The organism is Paenibacillus sp. S25 (assembly GCF_019454085.1).
In the GTDB taxonomy this organism is placed as follows: Bacteria; Bacillota; Bacilli; order Paenibacillales; family Paenibacillaceae; genus Paenibacillus; species Paenibacillus polymyxa_B.
On the sequence record NZ_CP073683.1, the window covers coordinates 2,638,993 to 2,652,694 of the forward strand.

Here is a 13,702-nt window from a genome sequence, read left to right on the forward strand (position 1 = left end):
ATGTACCACATTCTTTAAGTTAGTCAACTTAAATGTATAAAAAGTGGAAATGGAAAAGATGACGAGCGACAAAAGTAAGGGTTTACATTATAATAGTAACGTAGTGATGAGGGGATTTTTAGTAGCAGGATGAGTTCTACTAGATGAAAGGATGAATGAAATGAAACATCATTTGACAGCGCATACACCACCTATGGGGTGGAATAGCTGGGATTGCTACGGTGCAGCAGTACGGGAAGAGGAAGTACGTGGAAATGCTCAATATATGGCGGAGCACCTGAAGGAATATGGTTGGGAATATGTCGTGGTGGATATTCAGTGGTATGAGTCAGGAGCAGTATCTTCACAGTATCGCCCGTTTGTCCCATTGGAAATGGATTCATTTTCACGTCTTATTCCAGCAGTGAATCGTTTTCCTTCGGCAGCAGATAGACGAGGCTTCCAAGCTCTTGCGGAATATGTACACGGACTGGGATTGAAATTTGGTATACATATTATGAGAGGCATCTCCCGTCAGGCGGTGCACCAGGATACCCCGATTTTGGGAACCACAGTTACGGCGAGACAAATTGCGCATCCCAACTCTATTTGTCCTTGGAACACAGATATGTATGGGGTAGATGCATCCAAGGAGGGCGCACAGGAGTACTATAATTCGTTGTTTGACCTGTATGCAGAATGGGGTGTAGATTTTGTCAAAGTAGATGACATTGCTGCATCACGTCTCTATGGTATTCATTTGGCGGAAATTGAATTGATTAGGCGAGCTATCGCCCAATGCGGACGTCCGATGGTGTTGAGTCTATCGCCTGGTCCGGCACCGCTGGAGCATGCATCCGATTTAATCGCAAACGCGAATATGTGGCGTATGACTGATGACTTCTGGGATGTATGGCCTTTACTATATGGTATGTTTGAGCGCTGCGAAAAATGGGAAGAACATGTAGGTCCAGGTCACTGGCCGGATTGCGACATGCTACCACTGGGTCATCTGGGTATTCGTTCGGTAGATTCGGTAGATTCCGGCAGCCATGACCGATGGACACGCTTTACGAAGGATGAGCAGCTAACGATGATGACCTTATGGAGCATTTTCCGATCTCCACTGATGTTCGGGGGGGAACTACGGGATAATGATGCATGGACCCTTTCTTTGCTAACTAATGAAGAAGTGTTAAATGCTCATCGCAACGGTTTGAATGCGCGGCAGGTGTATAGAAAGGATGAACATATCGTTTGGACTTCACATAACGAGGAAGGTCATGTATATGTAGCTTTGTTTAATGCTGGAGATGAAGCTTCAAAGGTGCGTGTATCCTTAAAAGACCTTGGTATTGAAGGGCAGCCAAATGCTAGAGATTTATGGAACCATGTAGATTTAGGTGTTTTAGCACAAGAACTGTCCGCAGATTTACCTCCTCACGGAGCAGCTCTATTTATTTTGAAATAAAGGATTTTGCAAAATCCTGAATAACATAATGTAAGGAAGAACTATGCGCAGTTCCAACCCAAGCACCTTATCGTAAAAGTGGAAGGCATCTTTACGATAGGGTGTTTTTTTGCATGTGTAACTTTAGGATATTTTAACGAACTCGACATTATTCTTGGGAATATGACATTTGGAACGTGTTAATTTTATATAGTGCCTATTTCTGTATAAATTTAAATCATTCTAACGAATAGACTCGAGAAAGGAGTCAAATGATGAAATTAAAAAAAATCCACAAAAATGAACGGGACGAGCCTTGGCCCTCTAGCAAACCAATACTATGTATCGGGGGGGCCAATCTGGATCGTAAAATCATGATTAAAGGTACATTTCAGCTTCATACTTCCAATCCGAGCAGTACAAGGCTGCAATCTTGCGGTGGGGTAGCACGAAATGTAGCCGAAAATTTAGGGAGGTTGAGCCAGCGGGTCAGCCTGCTAACTGCGGTTGGGGACGATGCGGAAGGTGAATTTATTATCGAACAGTCCAGCCGTTACATGCACGTGGTTCCTCTGCAAGTCAAAGGTGAACCGTCAACTGGGGTTTATACTGCCTTGCTGAACGAGCGTGGTGAACTGATTGTAGCGACAGCAGAAATGGAGATTTATGATCAGATTCGTCCTTCAGTAATTTTTGAAAATGCTCCTTTAATCGCCTCGTCCCGACTGGTTCTCCTGGACACTAATTTCTCTATGAACGTAATTGCGGCCACCATACATGTCTGCCATGAGCATCGGGTTCCGATTGTCGTCTCTTCGGTATCAGCCTCCAAGATGAGAAATCTTCCCCGAAATTTGCATGGGGTGGAATGGCTGGTATGTAAACCGGTGGAGGCTGAAGCCTATTTGGGGCTAGAACTTACAGATGATCAGCATATGTTGGATGCCACTCGAATTTTTCACAAACTTGGGGTTCAAAATGTCATTTTTATCTGCGGTGCTGATCGTGTTTTGTACGCCTCTCAGGATGGAACTCATGGACAAATTCCCATGCATCCCGTTCAAGAGGTCATTGATGTCACAGGCGCAGATGATGCTTTTATTGCCGGGATGATTTATGGAATTACCCAAGGTTATCCTATGGAGCAAGTGTGCCAATTTGGAATTAGCTGTGTCGACTTGACCCTGCAAACGGATCGGACGGTTTCAGAGACCCTTTCTATGAATAAACTCCATTCTAGGTTTCAGGAGTTGTATGGCACACATTCGCAAAATTTTGTGTTTTTCAAGGGCGTGTATTTTAAAAAGAAAGATACATAAGTAATCAAGAGAACTCTACCCAACAACAGCGTGTATTTGGAGCTTCACGTACGTAATGGCCTCAATTATTGAATTTGTAAAAGGAGCATGTTGTCTCATGGACAGTGTGAAATACGGAATTGTTTTTCTGCCACTTTGCCTCCTTTATTTGCTTTTAAAGGGAGGATCTTTGGTAGTAGGTTTACTCTATCGACTGATCTATTCCATGTGGCCCTTACAGGAAGGACAGGGTAACGAGTTTCTTGCTGTGCAGCATGCTAAACGTATTATCGTGATCGGCTCTCCGGGAAGCGGTAAGACTTTTTTGGCCAAACGTCTTTCCATGTGGACTCAATTGCCGTATATCTCTTTGGATGATTTGTATTGGGGGCCGGAGTGGAAGCGGAGCACAGACGAGCAGTTTCTCAGACAGCTGGGTGAAGTGCTCCAAAGGGAAGAGTGGATCATCGAAGGGAATTTTCATGAACGTTATTTTACCGAGCGACTCCAGCGCGCCGATACGATCATTATGATGGATGTTAGTACGCTTGAAGCGATAACAGGTGTTATCACACGTTCGCTTAACCGTTTTTTATTTTCCAGGGAGCTACCCAAAGGAGTAAAGGAGGAAGCAGTTCGTATTTGGGATATTTCGCCTCGCTTTGTCCGCTTTGTTCTGGGTTTTCGCAGGCGTATTCGTCCTAAAATCTGGCCGCTCATTATGGAATATGGTAACCAACGGAATTTGATTATCTTGAAATCTAAATATCGTTCATGTCCCTGGACAGCTCCAGATAGACGATTATCTCCTTGACTAGAACTTACGTTTCGTGTAAAGTGGTGAAAATTGTAATATATAGGAATAGTGTAGACCAAGGATCAAAGGTTCAATACCCGCTGTACAGAGAAGAAACTCATGGGCTGAAAGGTTTCTCGCCGCGAATGAACGTTTCCCTGCCTTGCGAGCTGTAGCGGTTTGTAAGATAAACTGTTACCGGCTAGACGCCGTTATCTGATGAAGGACCGTTCCATGTATGGTTACGGTCAAATTAAGGGTGGTACCACGACACATTCGTCCCTGACGGATGTGTCTTTTTGCGTACATTTTATCGTCTATACAAGGAGGTAGCTACACATGCGCCAAAGCCAATTATTACTGACAACCTTGCGTGAAGCACCCGCAGAGGCCGAAGTGATCAGTCATCAGCTTATGCTGCGGGGAGGATTTATCCGCCAACTGGCGGCTGGAATGTACACCTACATGCCACTGGGCAGACGGGTGCTCAGAAAAGTAGAGCAAATTGTACGAGATGAAATGGATCGTGCAGGGGCTGGAGAACTGCTGATGCCTGTATTGCAGCCAACGGAGCTGTGGCAAGAATCAGGGAGATACGATGTTTACGGTCCTGAGCTGATGCGTTTGCAAGATCGGCATGATCGGGAGTTTGCTTTGGGGCCTACACATGAAGAGGTCATTACGTCTTTAATACGAAATGAAGTGAATTCTTATCGCAAATTGCCTGTAACGCTGTATCAAATTCAAACCAAATTTCGGGATGAACGACGTCCTCGATTTGGCCTGCTTCGCAGCAGAGAATTCTTGATGAAAGATGCCTATTCGTTTGATGCACATTGGGAAGGACTAGATCATACCTATTGGACCATGTTCCAGGCATATCATCGTATTTTCACCCGCTGTGGCCTGAATTTTCGTGCTGTAGAAGCAGATGCGGGTGCCATTGGTGGCGAAGGTGAAACCCATGAATTTATGGCTCTAGCTGATATTGGAGAGGACACAATTGTAGCATGTACCTGCTGTGAATATGCAGCTAATCTTGAAAAAGCCGTGGCGCGGTTGATGGGGAAAATAGAAATAGCTCCAGTCTCAGATGAAAATGAACATGTCAGCCATCCTTCTTTCGATACAGCTAAAATGGAAAAATTCCATACTCCTGGTCTGCGTACAATAGATCAACTGGTTGAATCGCTTCACATAGAACCTGAAGAAATCATCAAAACACTGATTTATATGGCTGACGATCAACCTGTTGCTGTAGTTGTCAGGGGTGATCATGAGGTCAACGAAGTGAAAGTTAAACATATTTTAGGTAGTGAAAAATTCGAAATAGCAAGTGCAGACACCGTGTCAAAGGCGACTGGAACCCCCTCGGGGTTCATAGGCCCATGCGGATTGACGATCCCTATGTGGGTAGATTACGCCGTTGTCCAAATGTCCAGCGGTATCGCGGGCGCGAACGAACTGGATTATCATTATCGACATGTGAATCCAAGGCGCGATATAGATCTTCGGCATGTAGCTGACTTGCGGAATGTCATAGAAGGGGATAGATGTCCTCGATGTGAAGAAGGGGAATTGAAACTGCATCGCGGGATTGAGATCGGACACGTATTTAAACTAGGCACCAAATATAGTGAGAAGCTGGGTGCGACTTTTCTGGATGCTTCCGGAACTGAGCAAGCGATGATTATGGGCTGTTATGGCATTGGCGTATCCCGGATCCTTTCTGCCATTGTAGAGCAAAATCACGATCAGAACGGAATGATATGGCCTTATGCGCTGGCCCCATTTCAAGTTCATATTATTCCGATTTCTGTGAAAGACACGCTTCAGATGCAAATAGCCGAGAAATTATACAACCAGCTGCAGGATCGTGGTGTCGAGGTGCTGCTGGATGATCGGGAGGAACGGCCCGGGGTTAAATTCAAAGACTCCGATTTAGTAGGTATTCCCGTGCGCATCGTCGTTGGTAAAGATGCCGAACACGGGAAAGTAGAGTTAGTGGAACGAAAAAGCTGCAACAAAGAGACGATTCGTATCGAAGATGTAGAAAGACGAATATTGGAACTACACTAAGCATCTGTATCCCGTAGAATATGACCTTCTCCAAGTGTAATCTCATGAAAGTCCGCCATCTGACGTGCCTGAAACCGGATGGGCTTGTCCCGACCAATCATAATGATATTTTGAATGTCGGCAGCGCCTTCCGAGGGGAGCGAGAAAGTTGTGACATAGGCGAATTCTTCACGCAACGTTGTGTGAATCGCATTGATCAGGTGGTCGTGTTCACTTTTGCCCATTAAATTCATGATCAGGGAGCCTTCGGAATCCAGCTTTTCTTTGGTCATCTTGAAAAATTCCCAGGATATTAAATGCAAGGGTGTACCCTGCTCCGTGAAGGCGTCCAAAATAATATAGTCATAAGCATCCGGCGCTTCCTTCTCCAGAATGCGTCGTCCATCGCCAACAGTCACATTATCCTGATCGTATCCAAAGAATGTTCGGCTGAACTCTACGACTTGTGCATCCAGCTCGGCAATCTTAAAGCGTTTATCTGTAAAATGACCCGCTATTGTACCTATACCGTGCCCAATAACAAATACATCTTCAAATGACGGATCGTTCAGCTCCATGAGATGGATGATTGCCCTCGGATATTCGAACACAATGCGTTGCGGATGGTTCAAGTCCACTGCGCCTTGGACGGCGGTATTTGAAAACTGCATCACCCGAAATAATCCCTTTTCACCATATAGCTCGGTGGTTTCGTATACTGTGATTTCATGATTATAGCTCAACTTTTTGTACAAGACATCCAAGTGAATGATCTCCTTTAAGTCAGACTTCCTCCTCATCTTAGACATGGATAGGGGGATTGTCCATAGATGAGGAGAATTGAAGTTCACATTTCCAAGCATCCCTAATTAGGTAGAATTGTTTATTTTTCCATAACGGAGTTGTTTGAACTTGTTCGTAAGTCCTTTAGGAGATATAATATACAAGGATATAATGAAGTTCGTTGTGTATATTCATACAGGAAGAGAGCGGGATATTATGGGACGTAAGTGGAATAACATTAAAGAAAAAAAGGCATCCAAGGATGCTAATACGAGTCGTATATATGCTAAATTTGGCGTGGAAATTTATGTGGCAGCCAAACAGGGCGAACCTGATCCTGAATCCAATCGGGTATTAAGAGTCGTTTTAGAACGTGCAAAAACGTACAATGTACCCAAAGCAATCATTGACCGTGCTATTGAAAAAGCAAAAGGTGCTGGCGATGAAAACTACGTAGAGCTTCGTTATGAAGGTTTTGGACCGAACGGTTCCATGGTCATTGTAGATGCACTGACCAATAACGTTAACCGTACAGCATCAGATGTGCGTTCTGCTTTTACTAAAAATGGCGGTAGCTTAGGCGTGAGCGGATCTGTAGCCTACATGTTTGATTCAACAGCAGTTATTGGTCTGGTGGGTAAAACCGCAGATGAAGTGCTGGAGCTGCTGATGGAGGCAGATGTAGAGGTACGTGATATCATTGAAGAAGATGAAGCCGTCATCGTATATGCAGAGCCTGATCAATTCCATGCTGTGCAGGAAGCTTTCAAACAAGCAGGAGTGACTGAGTTTACCGTTGCGGAGCTCACTATGCTTGCCCAAAATGATATTTCTCTTCCAGAAGATGCACAAGTTCAATTCGATAAATTGATTGATGCATTAGAAGATTTAGAGGATGTTCAGCAGGTTTACCACAATGTAGACTCTGAGGAATAGTCTTTGTTGATTAGCTTATAAAAACACCGTATTTCGATACGGTGTTTTTTTGTATAGTAATCACCGGACCTCAGTCGCTAACCTATGGCGGAGTGGCTTAGATTATCGGGAAAGTAACAGGCCAATCGATCCAACATATCTCGTTGTCTGATGAAGAATTGGAAGTGGGAATGGTTCAATATAGTAATATTGAAATATAGGAAAACACCTAAAAACCTAATAGAATGAGCACTATAATACAATGTGTGACATTATATGGGCTGGAGGTGATGGTTCTTTGTCAAATCAACAATCAATAAAGTTTCAGTTCTATCGAAGGCCCAAGGATGTACAGAGCTGTTTTTCAATTATTGTTTTAGATAATAATAATACCCCCTTTCTTCCCCTTACCGAATTTTACGAATACCAAAAACTACGTATTCAAGAAAGCTCCGCACTCTCCTATTAAAAAAATCTCCTTCCTTTCTTTGATTGGTTGGTTGCCTGTGAGCGGGTCAAAGTAGACCGGAAATCTGTGCACTGCATTCCTTCAATTTTTTGCTTACCGCACGGTCTTTCTTTCGGCTTAATCGTGCGGTAGGGCCAGATATAGCCAATGCTGCGATCACTTTACCATTATAAAATATTGGTGCAGCAACACAGCGTAAACCCACTTCTGTTTCTTCATCATCAATGGCGTATCCTTGTTGACGGATTACATTTAGATGCTCTTTTAATAAATGGTTGTCGTCAAAGGTATGCTTTGTTGCTTTGTGCTGGGTAAGATGTGTAAGCATTTTTTTTAGTTGTTCATCACTTAGGTGCGCCAGGATAACTTTCCCAAAGGCACTTAGATGGGCATAAGCGGAATCACCTACACGTGTATGACTACGTATGGTATGATTGCCCTCTACCACTTGTGCTGTCATGACTTTCATTCCATCTAAAACCCCGATATATGCGGTTTCGCCAAGTTCCTGCGCTAATTGATGCAGGGATGGAACAACTAACCAATTAAGTCGAGTGTTAGCAGAAGATGAATGGTGCCCCTTTAATTCAGAAGCTTTGTACGTGTGACCATATTTTTGAATAAAACCTGTCATTTCCAGCGTATATAGAAGACGAAAAGTTGTAGACTTGTTAAGGTTAAACCGGTGCATGATCTCAGTCAGTCTCATGGGTTCACCTTGCTGCAACGCGTCTAGAATGAGTAGTCCTTTTTTTAAGGTTGCAACCTCATATTGATCCATTGATTCACCTCTAAACATCTTTTTAATTTAGTCTTAATGACTATCAATGTGTTTCAGATTTATTGAAAGCGGGAAATTATTTATTATAATTGAATTATTGACATATAAATAAAAACCATTGCATTCCATTTTAACTTGTATGAAGTAAAATTGTACAGATTCGGTCTTTCGCCAGAGGACCTCAACTAATCACAATGAATATTCTGTTGTAGAAGGATAGATTCAAAAATAGGGGCACGCATGCTCGTACATGCACGATTGGGGTGTATAGGTTACATCGAAAGTAGCTCTTGATTAACTGATTACGAATGAAAAAGAGAGGGAAAGAGCTTTACGCCCAACCCTCTCATGTATATTAAAGTGGTTATGCTCATGCTCATAACCACTTATTCTCCTTTCAAAAACAGACGAATGCCCTCAACTGCGTACGCATGATCCAACTCGCCTGTCAATCCCCCGACCGTTACAGACCCGACTACGCCAACACCTTTGACACGGATGGGAATAGATCCGCCAACCGCTTGATACTCTTCAGTGGAAAGCAGGGAGTGTTCTGCATGAGAAGCACCGCTTTGGATAAAGCGCTGGTCGATGTAGGCAGAACTGCGGTTATAGTGATCGACGATTCGTTTTTTGCGAAATAACCATACGTAGTTTTCTTCCGAAGTACCATCCATTAGATGCGTAAACACGGGCACTCGATTACGTTCAATATGCACGGCCACCGCTACGTTGTTTTCTTGAGCATACTGCACAATCCGGTTGCCGATGGCAAGTGCATCTTGATGGCTAAAACTTGTGAATTCCAATTCTTTCTCTAAAAGATCTAATGATTTTAAATCCATTTATTCTCTCACCTCAACAAAAAAGATTCTGTTTCTTATCCATTCTGAAGTTTATAGTTGCCAGTAAAAAGGCGAATCCTGCCATAATTGTGCCGATCCAAGCCGTGTCCATGATGTGCAAATGGTCTACTGCAAGCCCGCCTAATGTTGAACCAGCTGCTATCCCAATATTAAATGCAGATATATTTAATGCAGAAGCGACATCTTTAGCAGAAGGTACCAGCTTTTCTGCAAGCATTAAAATGTAAGCCTGAACGCCGGGAGACATCATAAAGGCAAACAAACCCATTAATATGAGGGACAAAATGGTGAGCGTCTTGTTGGGCAGTAGCCATATTTGCAACAGCAGGGCAATGCCCTGAAACAGGAATACGAATCGAAGCGCCTTTACAGGATGCCCATTTGCTAATTTCCCCCCGATAATATTCCCAATTGCCACAGCAACACCGTAAACCAACAGCAGCCATGAAATAGACGAGGCTGAGTAACCGCTAATCTCTTTAAGGATAGGGGAGATATACGTAAATAAGGCGAAGGTTCCGCCGAAGCCCATTACCGTCATTAGCAGTGCAGTGATGATCCGAGGGTTGACAATCAAACTTCCAACATCTCTAAGGCTCGGTGAGTGCAATGTACGTGGAACTTTTTCTACGGCTACAAGACTGACCAACAAAGCTATCAGCCCCAATACAGCCACCACGGCAAATGACATCCGCCAACCAAACTCCTGTCCGATATATGTCCCAAGGGGAACTCCAAGAATGGTCGCGACGGTTAGCCCGGTGAACATGATGGAGATGGCGGTACCTTTTTTGTTAGCAGGGACCATATCTGCGGCCACTGTCGCTGCAACTGCGAAAAATACGCCATGAGCAACAGCTGTAATTATCCTAGACAAGAGCAAAATGGAATAGGTAGAAGCTACTGCTGCCAGAGCATTCCCTGCAGTGAACGCGATCATGAGGAACACCAAGTATCCTTTTTTAGGAAATTTTCCGGTTAGAACTACGACGATCGGGGTTCCAATGGCAAGGGCCACTGCATACCCAGACACCAGCGTCCCAGCTTGGGTTACAGATATGCCAAGATCTGTGGCTACCTCTTGCAGAATCCCGACAATAACAAATTCCGTCGTTCCAATGGCAAAAGCACTTAGCGCAAGTGACATTAGAGCTATGAAGATTTTTGAATTCATACTTTCACCTCCTTTATGTAGGCTAATATTAAGTGAGAAAGTATTGAAGTTCAAATAAAGAGAAATTGTTTCTATTTTTGAAACTTTGGTGAGAGCATACTGCAAACTTAAGAATCGGATGTCCTTAATAAAAACGAAAAAATGCTCTCAAATAAGTGCTTTGCAATTATGATTCCATATTATCCAAATGATACACATCCATAGTATCGATAATGGTTTCAATATTTTTTCGGTATGTTTGATAATGCTCGGTGTTTACATGTGTGGAGATGGCATTTTCATCAGCCCAAGTTTCATAAAAGACAAATATACCTTTCTCTTCGAGCGACTTATGAAGCTTATATTGTATGCAGCCTTTTTCTGCACGCGATGGTTCAATAAGTTTGAGTAATTCATTGCATAGCTGCTCCTCTTGTCCTGGCAATATCGAGTAACATCTGATCAATTGAATTGAATAAAGAAGTTATAGGCACACTTGAATGGATATTCTAAATCCTTCCAGTGGAAGTGCAAGGGATATCCCCTTCTAGTCTTCTAAGTTTTGGTACATTAAAAAACAAAAATGTCCAGTGGAGCTTATATAAAATGTGGCACATTCTATAAGAGGATTGAATTATCAAACCTTTTCATAATTGACTTGACTTTTAATAAAAACGCTGGAATGCCTGTAGATTATGCAGATATGCTGGCGGGATTGGATAGAAGGATACGTGAAAATGGAAGTGATCATGAAAGGGGCAAATGAATAACCCGTCATATTCTAGAAGAGGGTTCATTGATTGATCTAGTGGCAAGCGTGATACGTTCCTGGTTATTTATTTTTAGGGTCATAAGAATAACCAGGATATTTGACGACGGGCCATTTTACCTTTCGTAAATTAGAGATCACATCAGTACCTACATGTAAATTACTCTGAACCAGTTCTGTTGGCGTGAGAGCCATCCATTGATTCAAGGAAACATCCGCAAAACGGTCACTTTTAAACATTTCAAGAAACCATAGTGAGCTAGAGCCAGTATTTTGAATGTAATGACCATAAGCAAAAGGCACATATCCGACATCACCGGCTCTAAAATCAAATGTGCGGGCCGCGCCATTACCACCAAAGACAGTCATCCGTCCTTGCCCTGTCAGATAGTATTGCCATTCGTCATTATTGGGGTGCCAGTGCATTTCTCGCATGGCTCCGGGCTCAATCTCAACAAGGGCAGCTGCGATGGTTTTGGAAATCGGAAAATTGGAGGAGTCAACGATTCGTACGCTTCCGCCCGGCGTTTTGATTGGGGGCTGGGCTAGTAATTCATGCTTGAAGGATTGGGGCAATGTCCCGTAAGGAGAGGGAACCGCTTGGCTTTGAATTGAACCGGGAACGGAATCCTGATAGATGTATACTTGATCTTGAGGAATCGCTGCAAAATCAGCTTCTGGTACACCAAAATTTGCAGAAAGTACGTCTTTGGGAGTATGTGCGAACCAATCCGAGATGGATAGGGTGTTCAGATCGGAGAAACTGCCATCATCAAAAACCAGCAAAAATTCGCACCCATCCTCAAGCCCCTGTATAGAGTGCGGAATGCCAGGAGGAAAATACCAGAGATCCCCAGGACCCACATCAGCAATAAAATTACGTCCATTTTGGTCAACTGCCGTAATGCGAGCACTTCCCAACAGCATATATGACCATTCCGCCTGCTGATGCCAGTGAAGCTCACGTACACCACCCGGTGTCAAACTCATATTCACCCCGGCAAGGGTAGTAGCAATAGGTAATTCCCTTACCGTTACTTCTCTTGACCACCCACCATGATTAAGCTGCATATGAGCATCAGAAAAAGAAAATCTCATATTTGGAATGAGACCATTGTCCGTTACAGGGGGAACCAGCATATCGGGATTCTGTAGATCCCTCATCACATCACGTGGACCCTTGTCGATACCCCCAGCACCATCACTTCTGATGGGTTGGGGGATTCTTGTATTTTTCGGGCAATCATTATGCATCATTAGATCTTCCTCTCCAGGTTGAAGCTTGATGAAGCATGGGATAAGAGAAAATACGCATAAAGATTTTATGATCATGTGGTGAGTTTTATGCTGTATGCGTCAGATCTGTAAACTGTGCCTGAATGATTTGAGCTAAATCGTGTGGACTCAACTCCAGTTGGGTCCCAATTTTCCCACCGCTCACAACGATGGCTTCCAGTTCCAATGCAGGCTGGTCGATAAAAGTAGGGTAGAGCTTTTTCATTCCTATGGGGGAGCAGCCACCGCGAATATATCCCGTATACTTTTGCAAATCCTTAACTGGAAGCATTTCAATTTTTTTCTCTCCCGCGGATTTGGCTGCTTTTTTGAGATCAAGCTCTTTATGTACAGGAATTACAAAAACAAACAGATTTTGTTTGCCATGTGCAACCAAAGTTTTGAAAACCATTTCCGGGGCTCTCTCGATTTTCTCAGCCACATTCATCCCGTCTATTTTTCCATCTTGATGATCATAACTCAAAATATTGTATTGTATATGTTGCCCGTCCAATATGCGCATGGCGTTTGTTTTGCTGGCACTCATCTTATTTCTTCCTTTCTTTAGAGTTTTTCCAAGTGATCGACATAATCCTTTGCATCCTTAAGGGAAAGATACTTAGCGGTTCTCAGCTCTTTTATGGCTTGAATCTTTTTTCCTTCCCTAATTAGCAGGAGCAACCTTTCATTGATATCTTCTGAAGCTCCTGCATCTAGAATATGTGGAGGAGTGGCAGCGATGGTACCTGACAGCGATGTGCCTTGTATTCCTGAACGATTTTCAAGACGCTCCACGTCGGATTTCAAGTCATTAAGCCGAGATTGAAGGCTGTAGACCTTAATTAAAAGTATGACGGAGAGGAGCAATGCGATTATTGCTATATACTCAATAGCAGACAACAGAATCCCCCCAATTTCACTTAGTTTCATCGCAAAGATGCGCACTAAAAATTTGATTCTTATTTCTAGTATAGCATGATGATCGAAGAGAAGAGGAAGACGTGTACAAATTGACTTTTTGCAGGCAGAGCGTTATATTACAACTTATTATAAACCTTTTAATAAATACTGGAAAAGGAGTGTATTCAAATACAACCAGTCTCCAATAAT

General features: G+C 43.2%; 13 protein-coding genes. 5 read left to right on the plus strand and 8 right to left on the minus strand.

What is annotated here, in order from left to right; translation table 11 throughout:
* Window positions 1-160 precede the first annotated feature (160 nt).
* From KAI37_RS11610 to KAI37_RS11625, 4 genes are all read left to right on the plus strand, one after another.
* Complete coding sequence (locus KAI37_RS11610) at window positions 161-1,450, plus strand: glycoside hydrolase family 27 protein (RefSeq protein ID WP_076294598.1); 1,290 nt, start codon at window positions 161-163, stop codon at window positions 1,448-1,450.
* Between the two features lie 254 nt (window positions 1,451-1,704).
* Window positions 1,705-2,748 carry a carbohydrate kinase family protein gene (locus tag KAI37_RS11615; RefSeq protein ID WP_220031465.1) on the plus strand — a complete coding sequence of 348 codons (1,044 nt, stop codon included), beginning with the start codon at window positions 1,705-1,707 and terminating at the stop codon, window positions 2,746-2,748.
* A 97-nt stretch (window positions 2,749-2,845) separates the two neighbouring features.
* Window positions 2,846-3,541: a P-loop NTPase family protein gene (locus tag KAI37_RS11620; RefSeq protein ID WP_076294596.1), complete on the plus strand. Its 696-nt coding sequence runs from the start codon at window positions 2,846-2,848 to the stop codon at window positions 3,539-3,541.
* A 321-nt stretch (window positions 3,542-3,862) separates the two neighbouring features.
* Entirely contained in the window at window positions 3,863-5,602 is a 1,740-nt protein-coding gene (locus tag KAI37_RS11625; protein WP_220031307.1) for a proline--tRNA ligase, read from the plus strand.
* Here KAI37_RS11625 and KAI37_RS11630 read toward each other — a convergent pair.
* Window positions 5,599-6,381: a spermidine synthase gene (locus KAI37_RS11630; RefSeq protein ID WP_220031466.1), complete on the minus strand. Its 783-nt coding sequence runs from the start codon at window positions 6,379-6,381 to the stop codon at window positions 5,599-5,601. The genes KAI37_RS11625 and KAI37_RS11630 overlap by 4 nt on opposite strands.
* A gap of 199 nt (window positions 6,382-6,580) precedes the next feature.
* Here KAI37_RS11630 and KAI37_RS11635 point away from each other — a divergent pair, with 199 nt between their 5' ends.
* On the plus strand, window positions 6,581-7,300 hold the full coding sequence (locus tag KAI37_RS11635) for a YebC/PmpR family DNA-binding transcriptional regulator (RefSeq protein WP_013310214.1): 720 nt from the start codon (window positions 6,581-6,583) through the stop codon (window positions 7,298-7,300).
* 494 nt (window positions 7,301-7,794) lie between these two features.
* On the opposite strand, the gene KAI37_RS11640 is transcribed toward KAI37_RS11635, so the two are convergent.
* From KAI37_RS11640 to KAI37_RS11670, 7 genes are all read right to left on the minus strand, one after another.
* On the minus strand, window positions 7,795-8,529 hold the full coding sequence (locus tag KAI37_RS11640) for an IclR family transcriptional regulator (protein ID WP_076294593.1): 735 nt from the start codon (window positions 8,527-8,529) through the stop codon (window positions 7,795-7,797).
* Between the two features lie 386 nt (window positions 8,530-8,915).
* Entirely contained in the window at window positions 8,916-9,374 is a 459-nt protein-coding gene (locus tag KAI37_RS11645; RefSeq protein WP_076294592.1) for a heme-binding protein, read from the minus strand.
* Window positions 9,375-9,387: 13 nt separating this feature from the next.
* Complete coding sequence (locus KAI37_RS11650) at window positions 9,388-10,569, minus strand: MFS transporter (protein WP_081396607.1); 1,182 nt, start codon at window positions 10,567-10,569, stop codon at window positions 9,388-9,390.
* Between the two features lie 166 nt (window positions 10,570-10,735).
* A complete protein-coding gene (locus KAI37_RS11655; RefSeq protein WP_258383070.1) occupies window positions 10,736-10,993 on the minus strand; it encodes a putative quinol monooxygenase in 258 nt (85 codons plus the stop codon).
* 387 nt (window positions 10,994-11,380) lie between these two features.
* Entirely contained in the window at window positions 11,381-12,571 is a 1,191-nt protein-coding gene (locus KAI37_RS11660) for an oxalate decarboxylase family bicupin (protein WP_220031468.1), read from the minus strand.
* 88 nt (window positions 12,572-12,659) lie between these two features.
* On the minus strand, window positions 12,660-13,139 hold the full coding sequence (ybaK, locus tag KAI37_RS11665) for a Cys-tRNA(Pro) deacylase (protein ID WP_076294590.1): 480 nt from the start codon (window positions 13,137-13,139) through the stop codon (window positions 12,660-12,662).
* Between the two features lie 17 nt (window positions 13,140-13,156).
* Window positions 13,157-13,522: a hypothetical protein gene (locus tag KAI37_RS11670; RefSeq protein WP_481856603.1), complete on the minus strand. Its 366-nt coding sequence runs from the start codon at window positions 13,520-13,522 to the stop codon at window positions 13,157-13,159.
* Window positions 13,523-13,702 lie beyond the last annotated feature (180 nt).